We start from the raw sequence: 18,452 nt of genomic DNA, 5'->3' as shown, positions 1-18,452 counted from the left end.
GGCCGCCTACATTCAGGCGGCCCACCGCATCAATCAGGTATCAATCCGCAGAATGGTCGAAACCGCACCACGCAAGCCTTCGGACCAGCGCAGGCGGATATCGCTCTGGCCCGATCCCTGTCGCAACTCGACATATGGCGCGGTATAGCGCACCGCATTCAACGATGTCCTGAGGCTTCCCAGGGCAACAACCGCATCACACCCGCGCGCCCTGCCCCCGAACGGCAATTGGCCCTGCGAACTGACGGTCCAGGCTGATGACGGTGAGCTTTGCGTGTGCTGCAGCCGCAATGGATTGGCGCAAGGCGTATCGATGCCGTGAAACGTATTGTTCTCGAAACACACCCTCTTGTGCCTTTCCGGGTCGAGATCGGCAAAACTGGTATCGACCCGGTCCACTCGGTCGATCCGCACGTTGTTGACACGGAACTTGTTGCCGGTGACGGTCAGCCCGTTCAAGAAATGCCCTGTGCCATGGGGGCGGATCACCAGATAGCTGAACCAGGGGGCAACATCGCTGGCATAAAAGATGTTATCCGTGATGCTCAGCGCGCTGAACGAGAAGCTGGTGAAGTAATCCGGGTTGGCATCGTGCTCGTTGGTCCATTCGATAAAACAGTTATCGACATAGTTCTCGGCGATGGACGAACTGTTATAGCCGCCGATGATCACCAACCCGGCGTTGCGCACCCCGTTCGCGACGTTGTCGCCCTGGAAGAAGTGGTTGCCCAGCACCAGATTGTTGTCGCCGCTCAGCACCGCGAAATGATGGAACCGCGTGGCCCGGTTGTGGCGCAGCTTGACGTCGTTGGCATTGGCGTTCAGCGCGATTGAGCTTCGGTCCGGCACGTCCAGACTTTCCTCGGTCGATAGGAACTGACAGCCATCGATCAGCATCCCCTGACATCCGCGCCCGATTGATGTGATACCCCGGTCCTTCGGGCGACTGATGAAACAGTCTTTCAGTACAAAAGTGTTCCCGCCCGGAGACAGCCGGATCGCGCTGCACCGACCGTTACACTGGAACTCGATCCCTTCCATGTTGAACTTCTGCAGCGCACTGAAACCGCTGAAATCTAGCAGGTACTTGAACGATGTGAAGGTGAAGGTCTGCGTCCCTGCGGCATCATAAGTCGGCGCACTCAGCGTGATTTCACCGGTGCTTTCGTTTTTCGACCGCACATAAACCTCACGCCCGACCCCGCTGCCGGTGACCAGCGACCCCACCGGTATATTCACCACATTGGCCACGTTGGTCAGCGTATCAGGATCAGACGGGCTGTAGGTCGCGACCGAGGTGAAGGTTTCGGTATCCCAATTCGAGCTACTTTTGACGTCAAACTGCCCGTTGCGCACCACTCGACGGGTGGCATAGCCCGTCCGGTTCGGCACTGCTGCCGCCATATCGATGGGCTCGGTCACTGCGATCTTGCGCCCGCCCAGATCCAGCGATTCATGGTCCGAGCTGTTCAGCAACGCCTGAAACGCCTTTTTAAACGCCAGCATTTCATCACCAAAGGCGGTGATATAGGTGGGCAGATCGAAATTCTTGGTCAGCAGCAGCATTTTGTCGACCGGCATCGTGACGGTGCCGTCAAATGCGACCTCGGACGCCATGTTAGTGTTCTCTTCCAGCCGGAACTCACCTTGCGGAATATAAACCTTGCGCCCGTTCGCTGCCTGATCCGCCGCCTCAAACGCTGCCGAGTCATCGGTGACCCCGTCACCCACAGCGCCGAAATCGCGCACGTCGACCAGACCAATCAAATCGCGCAGGAAGACCGAGGTCACATCGGTGATCTCGATATCATCCACCCGCACCACCGCGCCGTTGGTGCCTTCGATATCCAAACCAAAGTGTCCATAAAGCGCCGCATTGCCCCATGGCATGTCCACGCCGGGGCGCAGGCCCGTGCCCACGATGGCCGTCACCTCATGCACGGTGCCATAGCCGGTCAGCTGCACCGCCGGACCCTGCTCGGCCAATCCGTCCACGTGCGCATCTCCGGCTCCTCCGGCCCAGCCGGCAATCCGCACCTCGGGAAGCGGCCCGCTGATCGCCTTCACCCGCGCCTTGATCTGCAGATAGCAGCCCGGCAAAAAAGGTGTTTGCCCCATATAGCGCAGCCGCTGCGGTTCTGCCGTCTTATAAATCTCCAGACAGCCTGCGAAATCCGCATCCGCCGGAACGAACACCCCCGTGCCCGACCCCTCATAGGTCGGAGAGCCCGGCGTGCCGTCGCCACTGGACCAGACCCCAAGACCAGCCGCATAGGCGGGCGGCATGAACACGATGCCGTCGGTGATTGCCTTGTTCATGTAAAATCCCTTTCCCAATCGCGCCAAGCACGCGCGCCAAAACCCGATAACGTCCGGGCCCTGAGCCCAAACGCATGGGTCTGAGTATCGAAAAGGAATTAAGCGCGGCTCTTACCACCGTGACGGTGGTGTTGCCTCAGGCCGCCGGGTCAGAATTGCCCAGCAACTGTACACCGTTGATCTTCCAGCCGTTTTCCTGCTGGATCATCTGGTAGTCCAGCAGATGCACCCGTCCGTCACCATCAGTGATCATGACCTTCTGCCACAGGGCTCCGCTAATCTCGCGCAGCTCCAGAAACCTCACATCCGCAGGCCGCCAAACCATAGGATAGCCGCGGCGCACCATGGTCCCGAAATTCTCGGGATCGACGAACAGCCGCTGGATATTGGGGCTGGCAAAGGTGAAGGCGGTGGCAAAGTCATCCGCCTTGAAGGCCTGTATCTGCGCCGAGATATTGGCCTCAATCTCGTCACTCTGAGCAAAAACTCCGGATGCCAGTCCGGCACTCAGGGATACAGCAAGCAATAGTCGACGCATGGGGCCACCTCCTGATGCAAGGGTAGCCCCACACTGGATCAGGTCAAATCAGGCCAATTCCCCGGCCAGCGCCTTGTCGATCAGAGCAATCGTCTCTGGCACGCCATAAAGCGCGATGAACCCACCAAACCGAGGCCCTTGCGAAGCCCCCAGCAGCACCTCGTAAAGTGCCGTGAACCAGCCGCGCATCGGATCGAACCGCTCACGCCCGATGGAATAGACCACCGATTGCAGTGCCTCGTCTTCCATCGGCCCGTCATAGGCCTCCAAGGCCGCCTTCAGCGCCTCCAGCGCCTCACGCTCCTGATCCGTCGGCGCGCGGTGTTGGCGCGTCGGTTTGACGAAATCGTTGAAATAGCGCACCGCAAAGCCCGCCGCCTGATCCAGGTCAGGATGCGTTTCGGCCGTGGCCTCTGGTGCATAGCGACGGATAAAGCCCCACAGCGCCTCTTTATCCTCGGCTCCCGAAACCGACGCCAGGTTAAGAAGCATCGCAAAGGGCACCATCAGCGTGGATTCAGGCACATTCCCACCATGGATATGCCACACAGGATTGTTCAACTGCCCCTTCAGGTCCTGCCCCGGATAAGCCCGCAACTGCTGATGATACTCATCATAAGCTTTCGGGATCACATCGAAATGCATCCGCTTCGCCGTTTTGGGCTTCTGATACATGAAATAGGCCAGCGACTCGGTCGGTGCATAGGTCAGCCATTCGTCGATCGACACGCCATTGCCCGAGGACTTTGATATCTTCTGCCCGTTCTCATCGAGGAACAGTTCATACGAGAAATGCTCAGGCGCACGACCTCCCAAAGCCCGGCAGATCGCGTCATAGATCTTTTCGTTGGTGGCATGTTCCTTGCCATACATTTCGAAATCAACGCCCAAAGCGGCCCAGCGCGCGCCAAAATCAGGCTTCCACTGCAGCTTCACATTGCCGCCAGTCACGGGCAGCGTCCATTCCTTGCCATCCTCGTCATCGAAGGAGACAGTGTAGGTATCGGCACAAACTTTCTTCATCGGCACATACAGAACCCGCCCGGTCTCGGGATGGATCGGCAGGAAGATCGAATAGGTCTGCTGACGTTCTTCCCGCAGGCTTTTCAGCATGATGGCCATCACGTCGTCATACTTCTCAACGGCGCGCTTCAGGATCTCGTCGAACTGGCCCGAGCGGTAAAACTCACGCGCCGAATAGAACTCATACTCGAACCCGAAAGTATCGAGGAACCGGCGCAGCATCGCATTGTTATGCTCACCAAAGCTGTCATATTCACCAAACGGGTCCGGCACCGAGGTCAGCGGACATTGCAGATAATCCTGCAGCGCCTCGGGGTTCGGCACATTGCTGGGAACTTTCCGCATCCCATCCAGATCGTCAGAGAAACAGATCAGCTTGGTCGGGATATCCGACAGCGCCTCAAACGCGCGCTTGACCATCGTGGTCCGCGCCACCTCACCAAAGGTCCCGATATGCGGCAGACCCGAGGGGCCATAACCCGTCTCAAACAGCACATATCCCTTCTCCGGAGCGCCCTGCTTATACCGTTTGAGCAACCGCCGCGCCTCTTCAAACGGCCACGCCTTGGACGTCATCGCGGTTTCACGCAGGTCAGACATTTGGATACTCCATCGGGAAACGTGCCAGACACCCCATGCGCCCGGACCGGCCCCTGTTATTGTGCAGGTGCAGTATGAGTCAATAAAGGGTGGTGATTTTCATGCCTCTATGCGCATGAACGGCGTGCAATCCATATCTGGTCTTGGTTACAAGTGTCCGCAGCACGGGGCATTGCGGCATTCTGAAAAACGTAGTCTGTTGATCGCTCTCGCGGATTTGCAAGCAAGGCAAAAGATTAAATCGACATAAGCCATTTCCTAAAAATTCTCACGGTGACCCGTTCCTGATCGCCGGGGCGGCAGACGAAATAGAGCCCCCGATCCAATGGAACCCGGCTTTCATCGAGGCGGATCAAGCGACCAAGTTCCAAATCCCTCTCCGCCAAGAGATGTCTTGCCAACGCTACACCTTGCCCGTCAATCGCAGCCTCCAACAGAACCGCGCTGTCCACGTACTTGATGCTCTGCGAATTGATCCGGTCAGCGCCCAGCCCGACCTGCGCAGCCCAGCTTTCCCACCCGACGTTGTAGGCATCATGCAAGAGTGGAAGATCAGCCACATTCTCGGCGGGCATCGGCAGTCGGGTTTTACCAACAAGGGATGGCGCTGCTACAACAATCAGGTCCTCTTGTCTTATCTGCTCATGATAGAGCCCGTCCCAACCGGGCTCCCCGAACCGCAGGGCGACATCGACCTCAGACGCATCAAAATCCGCAAATCGATCATTTGTGTCCAGCAGCAACGCGATACCCGGATGTTCTTGCTGAAATGAACTGAGCAACGGGACAAGCCATTTTAGCGCCAACGATGTTGACAACGACACCGTAATCGACTGGCGGTGATGCAGCCGCTTCACCTCCATCACGCCCAGTTGCAACGCCGAAAATGCCCCGCGCGTCGATTGATGCAGAAGCTCCCCGGCACTGGTCAGTTCAACCCCATTTGGGCGGCGATGAAAAAGCGTTACGCCAAGATGCAGTTCCAGCAGCTTAATTTGCCGACTGATCGCCCCGTGGGTGACGTTCAGAACATCCGCTGCCTTGGTCAGGCTGGAGCGGGTTGCGGTTTCATCAAAGGCCTGAAGGGCACGTAGATGTCTAAGGTTCTCCGGCATGTGAGAAAACCTAACAGCATTGCCCCATAAACTCGATAGGTCTGCTTTGTTCCCGGCAGTTACACTGACCACAGATCAATAAACCTCACACACTGTGCGCCCAAAGAAAGGACATACCATGCCCGATACCAAAGTTGCTTTGATGACAGGTACAGGACAGGGAATTGGCCGGGGTTGTGCCATTGAAATGGCGAAAGCCGGCTATAAGGTTTCGCTTATGTCTCCGTCCAACCGCTCGGTTGAATTGGCGGAGGAACTTGAGGGCATTGGCCGTCGCGGCTCTGTATTAGATGTCGATGATTTGCAAGCGATGGTCGACGACACCATGAGCAAATATGGACGGATTGATGCAATCGTCAGTAATATGGGTCACGGTGGAACGGTGCCTGAAGCCATCAAAACCGTCGGTTTCGATCCTGACTTTGACGGACCGCTATTGGAACTCAGCGACGAGTTATGGCACGAAAGTCTGGACATGTATGTGCTAAATGTCGTCAAGATCGCCCGTATCGTCACGCCCATTCTGATCGAACAAGGCGGAGGTGCATTCGTAAATATCTCATCCATGAACACAATCGAGCCACGTGCGCCCTATCCCATGAGCATGCTGCGTGGAGCATTGCATAGTTTCTCAAAGCTTTACGGGGACCGATATGCACGGCACAACATTCGCATGAACAACCTGCTGCCGGGGTTCTGCGAAAACGTGAACCTGTCCGAACAGGCACGCCGGGAAATCCCCGCTCAGCGGCCCGCAACGTTCGAAGAAATTGGGCAGGCTTGCGTGTTTCTCGCCAGCGATGCAGCCCGGTATATCAACGGTCAGAGTATACTGTCCGACGGCGGGATGAACCGGGCAGTGCGATAGCAAAGAGGCGGTGAAGCGTGATTTTCGCGGCCCTCGATGAAATCCTTGACACAGATCGGGAGGCAACAGGTGATGCCCCCCGAGGTTTGATTTCTACTGCGACATCCCACCTTCGGTCGATATCTGCTCTTCGACATGGCCCTGGTTGGTTATGTCCGACCCCCGCGGAGGATAGTCCTTGAAGGTAGACAGGTGGTTTTGGACGATTTTGGCAGCAGGGCCAAAGGCCCACATTTTGTTGCCCATCCAACGGGTATACATCCCCGATTCCTCAGCTGCCTTTTCATAGGGATCGCGGCGCAGGTTGAACAGCAGGGGCGCGTTCAGTTCCTCTTTTGGACCTGCCCATCCTTCGGTTTGTATCGTGAAATGTGCTTTCCAATCACCATGGCGTACAGCTTGCAGGTCCGGACCTTCGTAGTAGATAATCTCGTCCCGGTTGCTCTCACCCTCGCCAGTCAGGAAAGGCAGTTGGTTGTAACCATCCAGATGCACCTGATAGCCCTCATAGCCCTTCAGTAGTGATCCAGGCAGATCGTCAGGTCCTCCGGCGGCGGCGACGAGGGTAGGCATCCAGTCAAGACCAGCAAAAATACCGTTGCTTACGGTCCCGGCGGAAACTCTTCCGGGCCAGCGAATGATAGCAGGAACGCGGAAGCCGCCTTCCCATGTCGTACCTTTTTCGCCTCGGAACGGTGTTGTTCCACCATCAGGCCAAGTCATGGTTTCGGGGCCGTTATCCGAGGTGAAGACTACAATAGTGTTGTCCGAGATGCCAAGTTCGTCCAGACGGGCCATGACCTTGCCCACGTTGTCGTCAAGCTCTTTCATTACGACATCCTGCAAACCGCGCCCGTCGCCCAGCATTGCCTCGTATTCGGGGCTCAGATGTGTCCAGACATGCGCTCGGGCCGGGGCCATCCAGACAAAGAACGGTGTGTCGCTATCAACCGCGCGATTGATGAAGTCCAGAGTATGGGCCGTCACCTCATCGTCGAGCGTTTTTTGCCGTTCGGGCGGAGCTGGGCCATCGTCTATTATACGCTGCTTTCCAACCAGCCCCCAGCGTGGATCTACGGTTTCATCAATTGTATCCGTGGCATAAGCGTGGATGATGTTCCGTGGGCCAAATGTGTCGTTGAATTTCTGATCTTTGGGCCAATCGGGGTCAGAGGTGTATTCCATCGCATTCAGGTGGTAGAGCCAGCCCCAATATTCATCGAAACCTTTCACAGTTGGCAGAAACTTGTTCATATCGCCCAAGTGATTTTTGCCAAATTGCCCGGTGGTGTAGCCTAGAGATTTAAGGATGTTGGCCAGAGTAGGGTCTTTTTCATTCAGACCTTTTTCCGGATCTCCGGGCAGCCCGACTGTGTGCATCCCCGTCCGAACTGGCAATTGTCCGGTGATAAAGGCAGATCGCCCTGCGGTGCAGCTTGGCTGCGCATAGTAATCCGTAAGGCGCATACCATCCGCAGCAAGCTGGTCAAGGTTGGGGGTTTTGATACTTTTCACACCCTGATGATAGCTACCCAGACTGGCCCAGCCGACATCGTCGGCCATGATGACAAGGATATTGGGCTGGTCGGTTTCGGCCAAAACTGGCAGGGCACAGACCGAAGCTGTAGCCAGCGTGGCGGTAACCACAATAGATCGAAAAATGAACATTTTTACCTCTGCGAACGTAGAAGACGATACCGGTGAAGGGAGTATCGAAAGTCCGATCAGGGATAGCGGTCGAAACTTTCGCGTCGCAACAGAGCTTTACCGGAATTTCATATTGTGAAATCTAAAGAACAAAACCTGAAATGTGGTTGACGGCATGATGAACGAAAACTCTTTGACCGCTTTTCTTACATTGGCTGAAATCGGCAGTTTCCAAAATGCTGCCCGTGCGATGGGTGTGTCCAACGCATCATTGTCCCGCTATGTCGGGCAGGCCGAGGACTATACGGGGCTTGTTTTGTTTCATCGAAGCCGAAACAACAGCACTCTGACACGCGCGGGGCAGGAGTTCTTGCCAATCGCCCAGGCGCTGCGCGAAGACCTGAACCAGTATGCAACGCGCGTGGCCGCTTTGCGCGAAACCGGGCCGGGCACTTTGCTGATCGGTTGCGGGCCTCTGACCACGAGAACCCTGATCCTGCCCGCCCTGCGATCAGTGCGGCAAGTGATGCCTGATCTTCGTTTCCGAATTCTGGTAAGCGCCTACGCACGACCGCTTGATTTGTTGCAGGCGGGAAAGTTCGACATGTTCCTCGGTGACCTGACCCACACACCCGAAGCTGACAACGTCGAGATTATGGTGATGGAGAAACAACAAATCCAGTTTGTGGCACATCGCGACCATAAGATTCATCAGCGTGGCCCGCAAACGATGGCAGGCATATTCGATTTTCCCTTCGCATCTCCGCATCTCCACAAACACTGGAAAGCCGCTTTGACAAAAGCACTTGGTGGCGGTGCTGAAGCCGTCGAAAAGGTGAATGCACAGCCGCATATCGAATGCGACGACTACAACCTCCTGACCGGATTGTTGGCAGAACCGGACTACATCGTGGGAGGGATGGCGGACACATTTGCGGATCTGATCCATGCAAAGACGGTGAAACCCGTGTCTATGGCACAGAACCTTACGTGGAACATCTGCGCAGCGCGTAAGTCACAGAACACTTCGGATGCTGTAGAATTATTCTGGAGTGAGCTTGCTAAATATCGGGCATGACCGGCGGTGCAAGACATAGAAAAACGCCCAACTGAAACGCTTTATATCTCATGCCTAGTCGTTTCCGTGCAGTCAATTAACTTGGCGAAGTTCTGCTTTAAAATGCTGACAGCGAAAGCCCAAAATGCTTGGTTCGCGACGCGCAGCACATGCAAAGAATAGAAGCCTGGTCGACGGCAGGTATAAGCTCTCAACGGACGTTTACATCACAGCCGAAATCACCCACCCTCACCGATCGCATTCATTGCACCCCAAAACTACCAGTTGAACCTCCTTGCACCCGCTCCTATCGTGCGGCAACAAACGTTTCATTCAGGACGACACCATGACCGAGCAAACCCCACATCCGATGTCCCCGCAGGATTGCCTTGTGGCGATCATGGTGGCGATTTCCGCTTCGGACGAGAACATCCGAACCGCAGAGCTGGTCAAGATCGAAGGCGCGGTCAACATGCTGCCGGTGTTTGCAGGCTACGACATCGACCGAACCCGCCGCGTCTCGCAGATCGTGTTTGATTTGTTTGAGCAGGTGGACGGGCTGGATGCCCTGTTCGGACTGATCCGTGACAACCTGCCCGAACGCCTGAACGAAACCGCCTACGCGCTGGCCTGTGATGTCGCCGCCGCTGACGGCACTCTGGCCGAAACCGAATTGCGACTGCTGGAAGAAATCCGGTACGAGCTCAGCATCGACCGCCTGCACGCTGCCGCTATCGAACGCGGGGCACGGGCGCGGCATACGACCTAGCTGCCGTAGAGCGTACCCCACCGCTCAATCAGATTGCGCTGCAAAGTGCGAGACCGTCGGTTCCAGGCCCGCGCCCCGTCCGGGCGCTCGCGCGACGCACGCGGGATCGTGGCGCGGTGCGCGGTGTCGGCGGTGAAGATCGCAAAGGCCAGATCCACTCCATCTGCCGTTGTCATGTAACCGCCAAGACCCGAGACGAAGTTCAAAGTACCCGTTTTTGCGTCGACCTTGATCGGATGATCCTTGACCGGCTGCCCGTTTTTGTCGGCCAGCGTAAAGGACCGAAGCAACGGCCGCAGCTCCTCTGACTGCCCCGCCGCCACCAGCGTATTGACCAGACCGAAGGGGGCCATACGTGAGGAACCGCTAAGTCCGGAATGATCGACCATCGCGATCCCATCTGCGCCAAAACGCTCTGCCGCCCATAGGTTCATTTCTGCGGCCGAGTCCTCAAGGCTCTGCGGCGCAACCCCGCGCGCCTTGGTGGCCGCCAAACCCACCATTTCGGCGGTTATATTGGTCGAATATCTCAGCATCCCCTTCAGGATGCTTTCCAACGGATCGCTCTGATGCACCACCAGTTCGGTCCCTTGCGGTGCTTGCCGCGTCACCTGCACCCGGCCCAGCACGATCCCATTCACGCGTGCCAGCGTGCGGAACACATCTCCGGCATAAAGCGCAGGCTTGCGCACCGGCAACCAGCGTGCCCCGCCATTGCCTAGCGCGCCTTTGGCCACGGTCCAGCGATCCTGTCGCGCGCTTGGCTGATAGGTGTAAATCGGCAGGCTGCGGCTCTCGACTCGCATCGATGCCATATCTACCGAAGGCGTATAATTCGCGCTGCGCGCATCCATGGTTACACCATAGCCGGCGCCCTCGCGTTTCCACTCGAAATGCACACGGTTGAAATTCAGGGAAATCCCGCTGATCGACGGGCTATAGCCCAGATGATCCGGCTGCCCCGGATCAATGCTGAAGACGTAGGGCAGCGCACCATCATAGACCTTGAACGCGCCCTTCACCTCGGTGATCCCGGCCTTGCGCAGACTGGCTGCCATTGTGGCCAGCGCGTCTGTATCCAGCAGCGGATCACCGCCACCCGCAAGGATCAGGTCGCCTTTCAGAATACCATTTTCCACCGGTCCATCCGCGATCAAGCGCGTTTCGAACCGATACTCCGGACCCAGCACATCCAGCGCATAAAGCGCGGTCAGCGCCTTGGCGACGCTGGCTGGTGGTAGGCTTTGGCCCTCGCCGAACACCTCCAGCGGCGTTCCGGTTTCCACGTCGGCCACGGCAAAAACAACCTCGCCCCTCAGCCCCGCTGCCTGAACCAGTCGCTCGGCCCCGCTGGGCTGCGGGCCACGCAGCACAGGGCGCAGAGATACCGAAGGCGCCTCGGCCAGACCTGCGCCCGGAACCAGAGACGCCCCTAATCCACCCAGAAACAAACGACGCGAAATTCGATCGACCATGGGTCTATTAGAATCCCAGAGCTTAAATGCAGACAATCACTTGATTAAGATTATGCGCCAAGTGGAGTCATTCGGGCAACACCCCATCGCTCCAATTCCCGCGATTGCGCAACTCGGTCGAACTGACGTCAACCATCGGCACGTTCACAAAACACCACGCCGGAGCATCCGCCCGCCCCAGCAAATGCCGCGCCTGCCCGTCGATACGGTACTTGGCATAAAGCCGAGCCGCCGGAGACATCCGCGCCGAGATCCGATCCCCCGGCCGCGCCACAACGCCCACAGGCACGCTGTCCATGATCTGCCGCCAGTCCTTCCAGCGGTGAAACTGCGCCAGATTGTCTGCGCCCATCAGCCAGACGAACCGAACCTGAGGATAAAGCCTCCGCAGCGCTGCCAGAGTGTCTGCCGTCGCCCGCGTGCCCGTCAGCGCCTCGATATCCGTGACCTCAACGCGCGGATGCTGCATCACATACCGCGCCGCCGCCATCCGCCGGGCCAAAGGCGCAGGCCCCCGCTCCTTCAACGGATTGCCCGGCGACACCAGCCACCACACCCGATCCAGCCCGAACGCCTTCATCGCTTCGCGCGTCACATGCACATGACCTTGATGCGGAGGATCAAATGACCCTCCGAACAACCCCACGACCTGCCCGGGCCCCGCATATGGAATATTGTACCGTTCCATATTCTGCTGATGTTCAGAACAGGGCGGCGTTGTCAATCAACAGGTTGCACCGCATCCCCCAACGCAACCCGCCCGGGTTTGAGCACCTCGGCACACCATCCCCCATGCGCCCGCACAGCAGAATAGCCGCCTTTGCCCAACGCCTCCTCCATCCGACTGCACGGAGCGCATATCACGGTAAAGCGCAAAACGGCCTCCCCGACCTGCACCTCCCGCCCCGTTAGCGCCGCCAGATTGATCCCCGAAACCACCAGATTGCGCCGCAGGATCTCAGGCTTAACCGATCCTTGCCCCAGATAAGAGCCAATCGCCGCCAGATGTTCCTGCTGGATCAAAGTCACCGCCCGCTTGCCCGCCCGGCTGCGGTCGCTGTCGAGCCCATCGGCTGAGACCCAAACCTCGTGGCGCCCATCCAATTCCGCTCTGCGGCCAGGACGTACACCGATCCATGTCACCCGGCCCGGTTGCGCCCAACCGGCAATCAGTTCCGCAAGTTCTGCCAAAACCCCACCACTCCTTGTCGTGTTGGTTCTACCGGATCAAACGACCACAGAAAATTCACAAAACCACCAGCTTGCCCCGCCCGCTCGCCTCGGATATCCAGCGTTCCAACTTGATTTCCCCGACCCAGAGGACGCGACATGGCCGCCTATCAATATGTCTACCACATGCAGGGTGTCTCCAAGACCTATCCCGGTGGCAAGAAGTGCTTTGAAAACATCCACCTGAGCTTCCTGCCCGGCGTGAAAATCGGTGTTGTCGGCGTCAATGGCGCGGGTAAATCGACGCTGATGAAGATCATGGCGGGCCTCGACACCGATTTCACCGGTGAGGCATGGGCCGCCGAGGGCGCCAAGGTCGGCTATCTGCCGCAGGAACCTCAACTGGATGAATCGCTGACCGTCCGCGAGAACGTCATGCTGGGCGTGGCCGCGAAAAAGGCCAAGGTCGACCGGTTCAACGAGATTGCCATGGAGATCGCCGAGAACTACTCGGATGAGCTGATGGAGGAAATGACCACCCTGCAGGACGCGATCGACGCGGAAAACCTGTGGGACCTCGACAGTCAGATCGATGTCTCGATGGAAGCGCTGCGCTGCCCGCCGGACGATGCCAACATCGCAAACCTATCGGGTGGTGAGAAACGCCGCGTGGCGCTCTGCAAGCTGCTGCTCGAAGCGCCCGATATGCTTCTGCTCGACGAACCAACCAACCACCTCGACGCCGAGACCATCGCCTGGTTGCAACAGCACCTGATCGACTACAAGGGCACCATCCTCATCGTCACCCACGACCGGTATTTCCTGGACGACATCACCGGCTGGATCCTCGAACTCGACCGCGGTCGCGGCATTCCGTACGAGGGGAACTATTCCGCATGGCTGGAACAAAAAGCCAAACGGCTGGAGCAGGAAGCCCGCGAAGACAAGTCCAAGCAGAAGACCCTGCAACGCGAACTGGAATGGATGCGTCAGGGCCAAAAGGCCCGTCAGGCCAAATCCAAGGCCCGGATCAACGCCTATAACGAACTGGCCGAGCAGTCCGAACGCGAAAAGCTGACCCGCGCCCAGATCGTCATTCCCAACGGCCAGCGCCTTGGTGGCAAAGTGATCGAGGTTGAGGGCCTGTCGAAACACATGGGCGACAAGCAACTGATCGAAGGGCTGGACTTTGCCCTGCCCCCCGGCGGCATCGTTGGCGTCATCGGCCCCAATGGTGCAGGTAAATCGACCCTGTTTAAGATGCTCACCGGGCAGGAACAGCCCGACAGCGGCACCATCACGCTGGGCGACACGGTCGAGCTGTCCTATGTCGACCAATCCCGCGATGACCTCAAAGACAACGACACCGTGTGGGAGGCGATCACCGGCGGCGCCGAGATCATCCAACTGGGCGACGCGCAGGTCAATTCCCGCGCCTATTGCTCGTCCTTCAACTTCAAGGGCGGCGACCAGCAGAAAAAGGTCTCGTTGCTGTCAGGGGGTGAACGCAACCGCGTCCACATGGCCCGCCTGCTGAAAGAGGGTGGCAACGTCCTGCTGCTCGACGAACCCACCAACGACCTCGACGTCGAAACCCTGCGCGCGCTGGAAGACGCGCTGGTTGATTTCGCAGGCTGCGCCGTCGTCATTTCCCACGACCGCTTCTTCCTTGACCGGATTTGCACGCATATTCTGGCGTTCGAGGGAGATGCGCACGTGGAATGGTTCGAGGGCAACTTCGAGGACTACGAAGAGGACAAAAAGCGCCGTCTGGGACCGGATGCGCTGGAGCCCAAGCGGTTGAAGCATAAGAAGTTTGCGCGGTGAGGCTGGATGCGGGTCGTATTGTTGAAGCAGCAGAGTTGGAAATGCTTTCTTAATGATTAGGTTTGCGACGCGCAGCGCACAGATTTCTGCTTTCCTAGTTTGCGGCGCAAGTGCCGCATTGGCTGAGGCGCCAAAGAGGGTCACTACCTTTGCCGCGCCAGCGGGTTTCACCTATTTCTTGCAGAAGCACGACGGTGAGCAGGAAAAGTTTGATTTCTCAGACAAATGGGTAGATCCAGAAAGGTCTGATGTGATTGTTGCTTTCATCGAAAACCGCGAAGACATCGATTTTGTTCCGGCAAAACTGTACAGTTCATTCCAAACTGTCTTGTCAATTGTTGATACGCATTTCTATCAGTTATCGAGCAGGGTTTTCGGCGAAACGTTGGACTCTGACGTTTACATTGTGTCTGTTTCCAGATTGCACGACAAGTTGGTTGAGGACGGATTTTCGATAGAGCAGGCTCAAAAGGGTGCATTTGTGTCCTGCTTCGCAGCTGGCTTGGTCGAGGATTTTTATCGCCGAGGAAATCTAGATGCGAACCATCGCAAAATCGGAGATACATGTTTGGAACTTCTAGAAAAATAGCAAGTAGGCCGGGCTTCAGCCCGGCAAGCCGCGTAACAGCCGCGACTTCAAATTTATTTACTATTGAATGGAATCAAACCAGTTAATCCAAGGTTCATGGTGGATGCCGGGCTGCAGCCCGGCCTACAAAATGCGGATTTCTATTCTATGGCTATCGGAACGCGCGCTCGATCATCTCTCCGCTCAGTTCCGAGCAAGCGTAGGATGGGGTTTCACCCCATCTCTCACTCAACGACCCTACCCGAACACCCGCACGATCTGTTCCCGCGCACAAAACCACTTGCAAACTCCAACCTCTCAAATGATGGGGTGAAACCCCATCCTACGGCTCTCCGAACGGTCCCTCGGTGACCACACCGCACCACTCCGGATCAACCCGACCCGCACGAATATCGCGATGGATTGACGAATACGGCCAATCGGTCGGGCGCTCGACCAACCCGTGCTTCACCGGATTCCGCCAACAATACGCCATATGATTGCGGTAATCCTGTTCGTCCCGAATGGTGTGCTCCCAAAACCGGCGTTGCCAAACAGGCGCTTCGCGTCTGTCGGCCCGTAGGCCGGGCTTCAGCCCGGCATATCTGCCGGATGTCACAACGGGCAGGTGTTCGGGGGCGGGTGCCGGGCTGAAGCCCGGCCTACGCATCGCTTCTCTGACCCGCATGGTAAACCGCGCCTTAATCGCACCCCACCGTGTCGAATAATCCGCATCCCCCGGCGGCAAGGTCCACACCGCGTGCAAATGATCCGGCAACACCACAAACGCATCGCACCAGAACGGCCGCTCCCTCTGGGTCACTGCAAAGGCGGCCCGCAAATGCGCCACCTCTCGCACCAGCAAATCCGACGACCGGTCGGCCAAAGACACGGTGAAAAAATACTTGGCCCCGGGAATGCGGACGCGTCGATAATCGCTCATGCTGTAACTTGATCATGACGAGGGTTAACGGATTCTGAATGCCACTCCGACGCGCCAGATAAATAACCGGACCTTATCAAAGCTCTGCCAACTAATAACCAAACCCATCGGCGGATTTTTGTACAAGACGGACGATTCCGCCTCAAACCCTTGTACAATCCATACAATCCGCCCTTGCCACACCGTCTGACCGATGCCATATCCAAGAGGCTTACGTTTTTCTATTTCGACCTACTGTCTCCTTCTACGGCGCTCAGTCTATCGATACAGACAACGACGCCGGGCTGCCGCATCCACGTGGGCAGCACTAAACAGGAGACAACGGATATGCCCGCAGGCACCGTAAAATGGTTCAACACCACCAAAGGCTACGGCTTTATCGCACCCGAAGATGGCGGCAAAGACATCTTCGTACACATCTCGGCTGTCGAGCGTTCGGGCCTCACTGGTCTGGCCGACAACCAGAAGGTCACGTACGAGCTGCGCGCTGGTCGTGACGGCCGCGAAAGCGCCGACAATATCGAACTGGCCTAAGCCGTTCAAAGGGCGGGATTTTTCCCGCCCTCTCTGCTATGCCTGCACCCCGTGTGTGGCATAGGGAATACATCACAATCGGGTTATTCCTCCCCGGTGATTGACCAAATCCGCTATCATTTCAAAACTAGCGTTATGATTTCTTTGGTCATTTGAGGGATGTCACCATGTTCACACGCCGCGTATTTCTGGCCGGTACTGCCGTCAGCCTGCTTCCGGGCGTTGTCAGCGCCAAGAAAGCGGTCGAGTATGATCCCACGCCACAATTCGTGCGGGTCAAAAAGCAATTCCTACCCGGTCAGCTGCTGGTCGTTCCCCGTTCCTTCTACCTTTATTACATAACCGAACCCCGCAAAGCGATCCGCTATGGCTGCGGCGTCGGCAAAGCCGGACTGGAGTTTACAGGAACCGCAACTATCGACGTAAAGAAGGAATGGCCCACCTGGCGACCGACAGATGAGATGATCGAACGCGACCCAGTGGCCTATGGTCGGTTCAAGGACAACGACTATGTCCAACCCGGAGGGAGCGATAATCCACTGGGCGCGCGCGCTTTGTATCTGTTCCAAAACGGAGTCGACACCTATTTCCGCATCCATGGCACCACACAACCGCAAACCATCGGTCGCGCGGCCTCGAACGGCTGCATACGGATGCTGAATGAGCATGTAATCGATCTGTACAACCGGGTGCCGATTGGAACCGTGGTGACCGTGGTCTAAGCCGCCGACCAATCCACATCGTCGGCTTGTTCAATCCTCAGGCGACCTTCTGGCCATGGGCGCATCAGCTTCTGCGCCTCTTCTTCGGATCCATGTAACCAGCAATCCACATCCTGCGACCCCAGCAACACACCCATACGGTGGTGGATCGGCTTTACATCGGCATTTGGCTCGCAGGTGACTGCGGCAACCTGATCCACACGCTGCCCACCAGGGGCCTCCCAACTATCCGTAATTGCAGCAAATAACAGCGGTATGCCATCCTTCGCTGCGATACGCCATGCAGTTTTGCGCCGTTTCTCTCCGGTCCACTCGTACCAGCCATCAACTGGTATAACTGCGCGCCCAACACCTTCGAATGCGCTTTTGTCAAAAACCGTTTCAGAGCGAGCGTTGATAATGGTCTCCATCACCGGACGTCCGCGCGCATTGACCCTGCCGACCGGGATCATCCCCCAACGCATCATCTTCAAGCCTTCACCGGTCAATACCGTCACCTCCTGACCCGGTTGAATGTTCCTGCGCGGGGGTTGAGGCCCTACGTTATCTTTCACGTTCAGGAACTTAGCAATCTCGCCAATTGGTCGTGTGAGAAAAAACCGGCCTGGCATAGGACCCTCCTAATCGGCAGCGCGCTCCGCTAAAGCCAGTACAAAAGGTCCCAGCGCGTCAACGATCAGCGCAACGCCTTGGGCATTTGGATGGATGCCATCAGATTGCATGAACTGGCGCGCGGCTGCAGGATCGCCCTCGGTCGTGAGCCCGTCAAAGAAGCTTTCCGCATAGATCGCGCCATACTGCTGCGCCAGTTCCGGATACATGGCATCGAAACTTTGCTTGTAATCCGTCCCATAGTTCCCGGGGGCTTGCATGCCGATCAGCAGAACTTCGACATTCGCAGCTTCAGCGGTGTTCAGGATTGCCTCAAGATTGGCGCGCGACACATCCGGATCGATACCGCGTAACAGATCATTGCCGCCGAGGGCTACAATCATGCCATCGACCTCTGGCGTCAGAGTCCAATCAACGCGGGAGGCTCCTCCTGCGGTCGTATCCCCGGAAACACCGGCGTTGATAAGCTGAATATCCGCCCCTTCCTCCTGCAACCAGCGTTGCAGTTGGGGCACAAACCCGTCTTGTTGCGGAAGTCCATATCCTTGTGTCAGGGAATCTCCGAGCGCCGCAATCACCACCGGCTCAGCCGTCGCGGCAAATCCGCAACAGATGAACACGCCTGACATCAAACCCTTGCGCAGCTTCTGTATCGCGCCATATCC

The 18,452-nt window shown here is 57.3% G+C and carries 18 protein-coding genes; 7 read left to right on the top strand and 11 right to left on the bottom strand.

Going from position 1 to position 18,452, the window contains the following annotated elements; genetic code table 11:
* Nucleotides 1-33 precede the first annotated feature (33 nt).
* From ACR0JG_RS19700 to ACR0JG_RS19685, 4 genes are all read right to left on the bottom strand, one after another.
* Nucleotides 34-2,319 carry a glycosyl hydrolase family 28-related protein gene (locus tag ACR0JG_RS19700; RefSeq protein ID WP_480572227.1) on the bottom strand — a complete coding sequence of 762 codons (2,286 nt, stop codon included), beginning with the start codon at nt 2,317-2,319 and terminating at the stop codon, nt 34-36.
* Nucleotides 2,320-2,455: 136 nt separating this feature from the next.
* Entirely contained in the window at nt 2,456-2,857 is a 402-nt protein-coding gene (locus ACR0JG_RS19695) for a DUF4864 domain-containing protein (RefSeq protein ID WP_480572224.1), read from the bottom strand.
* A gap of 48 nt (nt 2,858-2,905) precedes the next feature.
* On the bottom strand, nt 2,906-4,480 hold the full coding sequence (locus ACR0JG_RS19690; RefSeq protein WP_480572221.1) for a lysine--tRNA ligase: 1,575 nt from the start codon (nt 4,478-4,480) through the stop codon (nt 2,906-2,908).
* Between the two features lie 236 nt (nt 4,481-4,716).
* Nucleotides 4,717-5,595 (bottom strand): LysR substrate-binding domain-containing protein, encoded by an 879-nt coding sequence (locus ACR0JG_RS19685; protein ID WP_480572218.1) that lies wholly within the window; start codon nt 5,593-5,595, stop codon nt 4,717-4,719.
* Between the two features lie 118 nt (nt 5,596-5,713).
* On the opposite strand from ACR0JG_RS19685, the gene ACR0JG_RS19680 reads away from it, so the two are divergent.
* On the top strand, nt 5,714-6,463 hold the full coding sequence (locus tag ACR0JG_RS19680) for an SDR family oxidoreductase (RefSeq protein WP_170395947.1): 750 nt from the start codon (nt 5,714-5,716) through the stop codon (nt 6,461-6,463).
* A 93-nt stretch (nt 6,464-6,556) separates the two neighbouring features.
* Here ACR0JG_RS19680 and ACR0JG_RS19675 read toward each other — a convergent pair whose 3' ends face one another.
* Nucleotides 6,557-8,131 carry an arylsulfatase gene (locus ACR0JG_RS19675; RefSeq protein ID WP_480572215.1) on the bottom strand — a complete coding sequence of 525 codons (1,575 nt, stop codon included), beginning with the start codon at nt 8,129-8,131 and terminating at the stop codon, nt 6,557-6,559.
* Nucleotides 8,132-8,288: 157 nt separating this feature from the next.
* On the opposite strand from ACR0JG_RS19675, the gene ACR0JG_RS19670 reads away from it, so the two are divergent.
* On the top strand, nt 8,289-9,188 hold the full coding sequence (locus ACR0JG_RS19670) for a LysR family transcriptional regulator (protein WP_480572212.1): 900 nt from the start codon (nt 8,289-8,291) through the stop codon (nt 9,186-9,188).
* A 325-nt stretch (nt 9,189-9,513) separates the two neighbouring features.
* Nucleotides 9,514-9,936, top strand: coding sequence for a tellurite resistance TerB family protein (locus ACR0JG_RS19665; protein ID WP_170395941.1), 423 nt, complete (start codon nt 9,514-9,516; stop codon nt 9,934-9,936).
* Here ACR0JG_RS19665 and dacB read toward each other — a convergent pair.
* The 3 genes from dacB to ACR0JG_RS19650 form a co-directional block, all read right to left on the bottom strand.
* Entirely contained in the window at nt 9,933-11,411 is a 1,479-nt protein-coding gene (gene dacB, locus ACR0JG_RS19660) for a D-alanyl-D-alanine carboxypeptidase/D-alanyl-D-alanine endopeptidase (protein ID WP_480572209.1), read from the bottom strand. The genes ACR0JG_RS19665 and dacB overlap by 4 nt on opposite strands.
* A 67-nt stretch (nt 11,412-11,478) precedes the next feature.
* The gene (locus tag ACR0JG_RS19655) at nt 11,479-12,099 is read right to left on the bottom strand and encodes a nicotinate-nucleotide adenylyltransferase (protein ID WP_480572206.1); all 621 of its coding nucleotides are present in this window, start codon (nt 12,097-12,099) and stop codon (nt 11,479-11,481) included.
* Between the two features lie 32 nt (nt 12,100-12,131).
* The gene (locus tag ACR0JG_RS19650; RefSeq protein ID WP_480572203.1) at nt 12,132-12,602 is read right to left on the bottom strand and encodes an MOSC domain-containing protein; all 471 of its coding nucleotides are present in this window, start codon (nt 12,600-12,602) and stop codon (nt 12,132-12,134) included.
* Between the two features lie 138 nt (nt 12,603-12,740).
* Between ACR0JG_RS19650 and ettA the strand changes: the two genes are divergently transcribed.
* Together ettA and ACR0JG_RS19640 are read left to right on the top strand one after the other, a co-directional pair.
* Nucleotides 12,741-14,408 (top strand): energy-dependent translational throttle protein EttA, encoded by a 1,668-nt coding sequence (ettA, locus tag ACR0JG_RS19645; protein ID WP_010442471.1) that lies wholly within the window; start codon nt 12,741-12,743, stop codon nt 14,406-14,408.
* A 52-nt stretch (nt 14,409-14,460) separates the two neighbouring features.
* Nucleotides 14,461-14,997 (top strand): hypothetical protein, encoded by a 537-nt coding sequence (locus tag ACR0JG_RS19640; protein WP_480572200.1) that lies wholly within the window; start codon nt 14,461-14,463, stop codon nt 14,995-14,997.
* A 322-nt stretch (nt 14,998-15,319) separates the two neighbouring features.
* Here the strand turns inward: ACR0JG_RS19640 and ACR0JG_RS19635 are convergent, their stop codons facing one another.
* A complete protein-coding gene (locus ACR0JG_RS19635) occupies nt 15,320-15,919 on the bottom strand; it encodes an REP-associated tyrosine transposase (RefSeq protein WP_480572197.1) in 600 nt (199 codons plus the stop codon).
* A gap of 327 nt (nt 15,920-16,246) precedes the next feature.
* Between ACR0JG_RS19635 and ACR0JG_RS19630 the strand changes: the two genes are divergently transcribed.
* Both ACR0JG_RS19630 and ACR0JG_RS19625 read left to right on the top strand, forming a co-directional pair.
* Nucleotides 16,247-16,453 carry a cold-shock protein gene (locus ACR0JG_RS19630; protein WP_010442474.1) on the top strand — a complete coding sequence of 69 codons (207 nt, stop codon included), beginning with the start codon at nt 16,247-16,249 and terminating at the stop codon, nt 16,451-16,453.
* Between the two features lie 167 nt (nt 16,454-16,620).
* Nucleotides 16,621-17,175: a L,D-transpeptidase gene (locus tag ACR0JG_RS19625; protein ID WP_170395928.1), complete on the top strand. Its 555-nt coding sequence runs from the start codon at nt 16,621-16,623 to the stop codon at nt 17,173-17,175.
* Here the strand turns inward: ACR0JG_RS19625 and ACR0JG_RS19620 are convergent.
* Together ACR0JG_RS19620 and ACR0JG_RS19615 are read right to left on the bottom strand one after the other, a co-directional pair.
* The gene (locus ACR0JG_RS19620; protein ID WP_170818629.1) at nt 17,172-17,786 is read right to left on the bottom strand and encodes an SOS response-associated peptidase; all 615 of its coding nucleotides are present in this window, start codon (nt 17,784-17,786) and stop codon (nt 17,172-17,174) included. The two genes, ACR0JG_RS19625 and ACR0JG_RS19620, sit on opposite strands and share 4 nt — an antisense overlap.
* Before the next feature lie 9 nt (nt 17,787-17,795).
* Nucleotides 17,796-18,416, bottom strand: coding sequence for an arylesterase (locus ACR0JG_RS19615; protein ID WP_170396098.1), 621 nt, complete (start codon nt 18,414-18,416; stop codon nt 17,796-17,798).
* Nucleotides 18,417-18,452 lie beyond the last annotated feature (36 nt).

This window comes from Ruegeria sp. AD5, assembly GCF_056542345.1.
The sequence above is the reverse complement of the archived record's forward strand: the minus strand, read 5'-3'. Positions and strand labels throughout refer to the sequence as shown.

What these genes read in the sequence shown, in the direction of transcription:
- ACR0JG_RS19700 (WP_480572227.1), bottom strand. Translation starts at nt 2,319, where the DNA reads ATGAACAAGGCAATCACCGACGGCATCGTGTTCATGCCGCCCGCCTAT.
- ACR0JG_RS19695 (WP_480572224.1), bottom strand. Translation starts at nt 2,857, where the DNA reads ATGCGTCGACTATTGCTTGCTGTATCCCTGAGTGCCGGACTGGCATCC.
- ACR0JG_RS19690 (WP_480572221.1), bottom strand. Translation starts at nt 4,480, where the DNA reads ATGTCTGACCTGCGTGAAACCGCGATGACGTCCAAGGCGTGGCCGTTT.
- ACR0JG_RS19685 (WP_480572218.1), bottom strand. Translation starts at nt 5,595, where the DNA reads ATGCCGGAGAACCTTAGACATCTACGTGCCCTTCAGGCCTTTGATGAA.
- ACR0JG_RS19680 (WP_170395947.1), top strand. Translation starts at nt 5,714, where the DNA reads ATGCCCGATACCAAAGTTGCTTTGATGACAGGTACAGGACAGGGAATT.
- ACR0JG_RS19675 (WP_480572215.1), bottom strand. Translation starts at nt 8,131, where the DNA reads ATGTTCATTTTTCGATCTATTGTGGTTACCGCCACGCTGGCTACAGCT.
- ACR0JG_RS19670 (WP_480572212.1), top strand. Translation starts at nt 8,289, where the DNA reads ATGAACGAAAACTCTTTGACCGCTTTTCTTACATTGGCTGAAATCGGC.
- ACR0JG_RS19665 (WP_170395941.1), top strand. Translation starts at nt 9,514, where the DNA reads ATGACCGAGCAAACCCCACATCCGATGTCCCCGCAGGATTGCCTTGTG.
- dacB (WP_480572209.1), bottom strand. Translation starts at nt 11,411, where the DNA reads ATGGTCGATCGAATTTCGCGTCGTTTGTTTCTGGGTGGATTAGGGGCG.
- ACR0JG_RS19655 (WP_480572206.1), bottom strand. Translation starts at nt 12,099, where the DNA reads ATGGAACGGTACAATATTCCATATGCGGGGCCCGGGCAGGTCGTGGGG.
- ettA (WP_010442471.1), top strand. Translation starts at nt 12,741, where the DNA reads ATGGCCGCCTATCAATATGTCTACCACATGCAGGGTGTCTCCAAGACC.
- ACR0JG_RS19640 (WP_480572200.1), top strand. Translation starts at nt 14,461, where the DNA reads ATGATTAGGTTTGCGACGCGCAGCGCACAGATTTCTGCTTTCCTAGTT.
- ACR0JG_RS19635 (WP_480572197.1), bottom strand. Translation starts at nt 15,919, where the DNA reads ATGAGCGATTATCGACGCGTCCGCATTCCCGGGGCCAAGTATTTTTTC.
- ACR0JG_RS19630 (WP_010442474.1), top strand. Translation starts at nt 16,247, where the DNA reads ATGCCCGCAGGCACCGTAAAATGGTTCAACACCACCAAAGGCTACGGC.
- ACR0JG_RS19625 (WP_170395928.1), top strand. Translation starts at nt 16,621, where the DNA reads ATGTTCACACGCCGCGTATTTCTGGCCGGTACTGCCGTCAGCCTGCTT.
- ACR0JG_RS19620 (WP_170818629.1), bottom strand. Translation starts at nt 17,786, where the DNA reads ATGCCAGGCCGGTTTTTTCTCACACGACCAATTGGCGAGATTGCTAAG.
- ACR0JG_RS19615 (WP_170396098.1), bottom strand. Translation starts at nt 18,416, where the DNA reads ATGTCAGGCGTGTTCATCTGTTGCGGATTTGCCGCGACGGCTGAGCCG.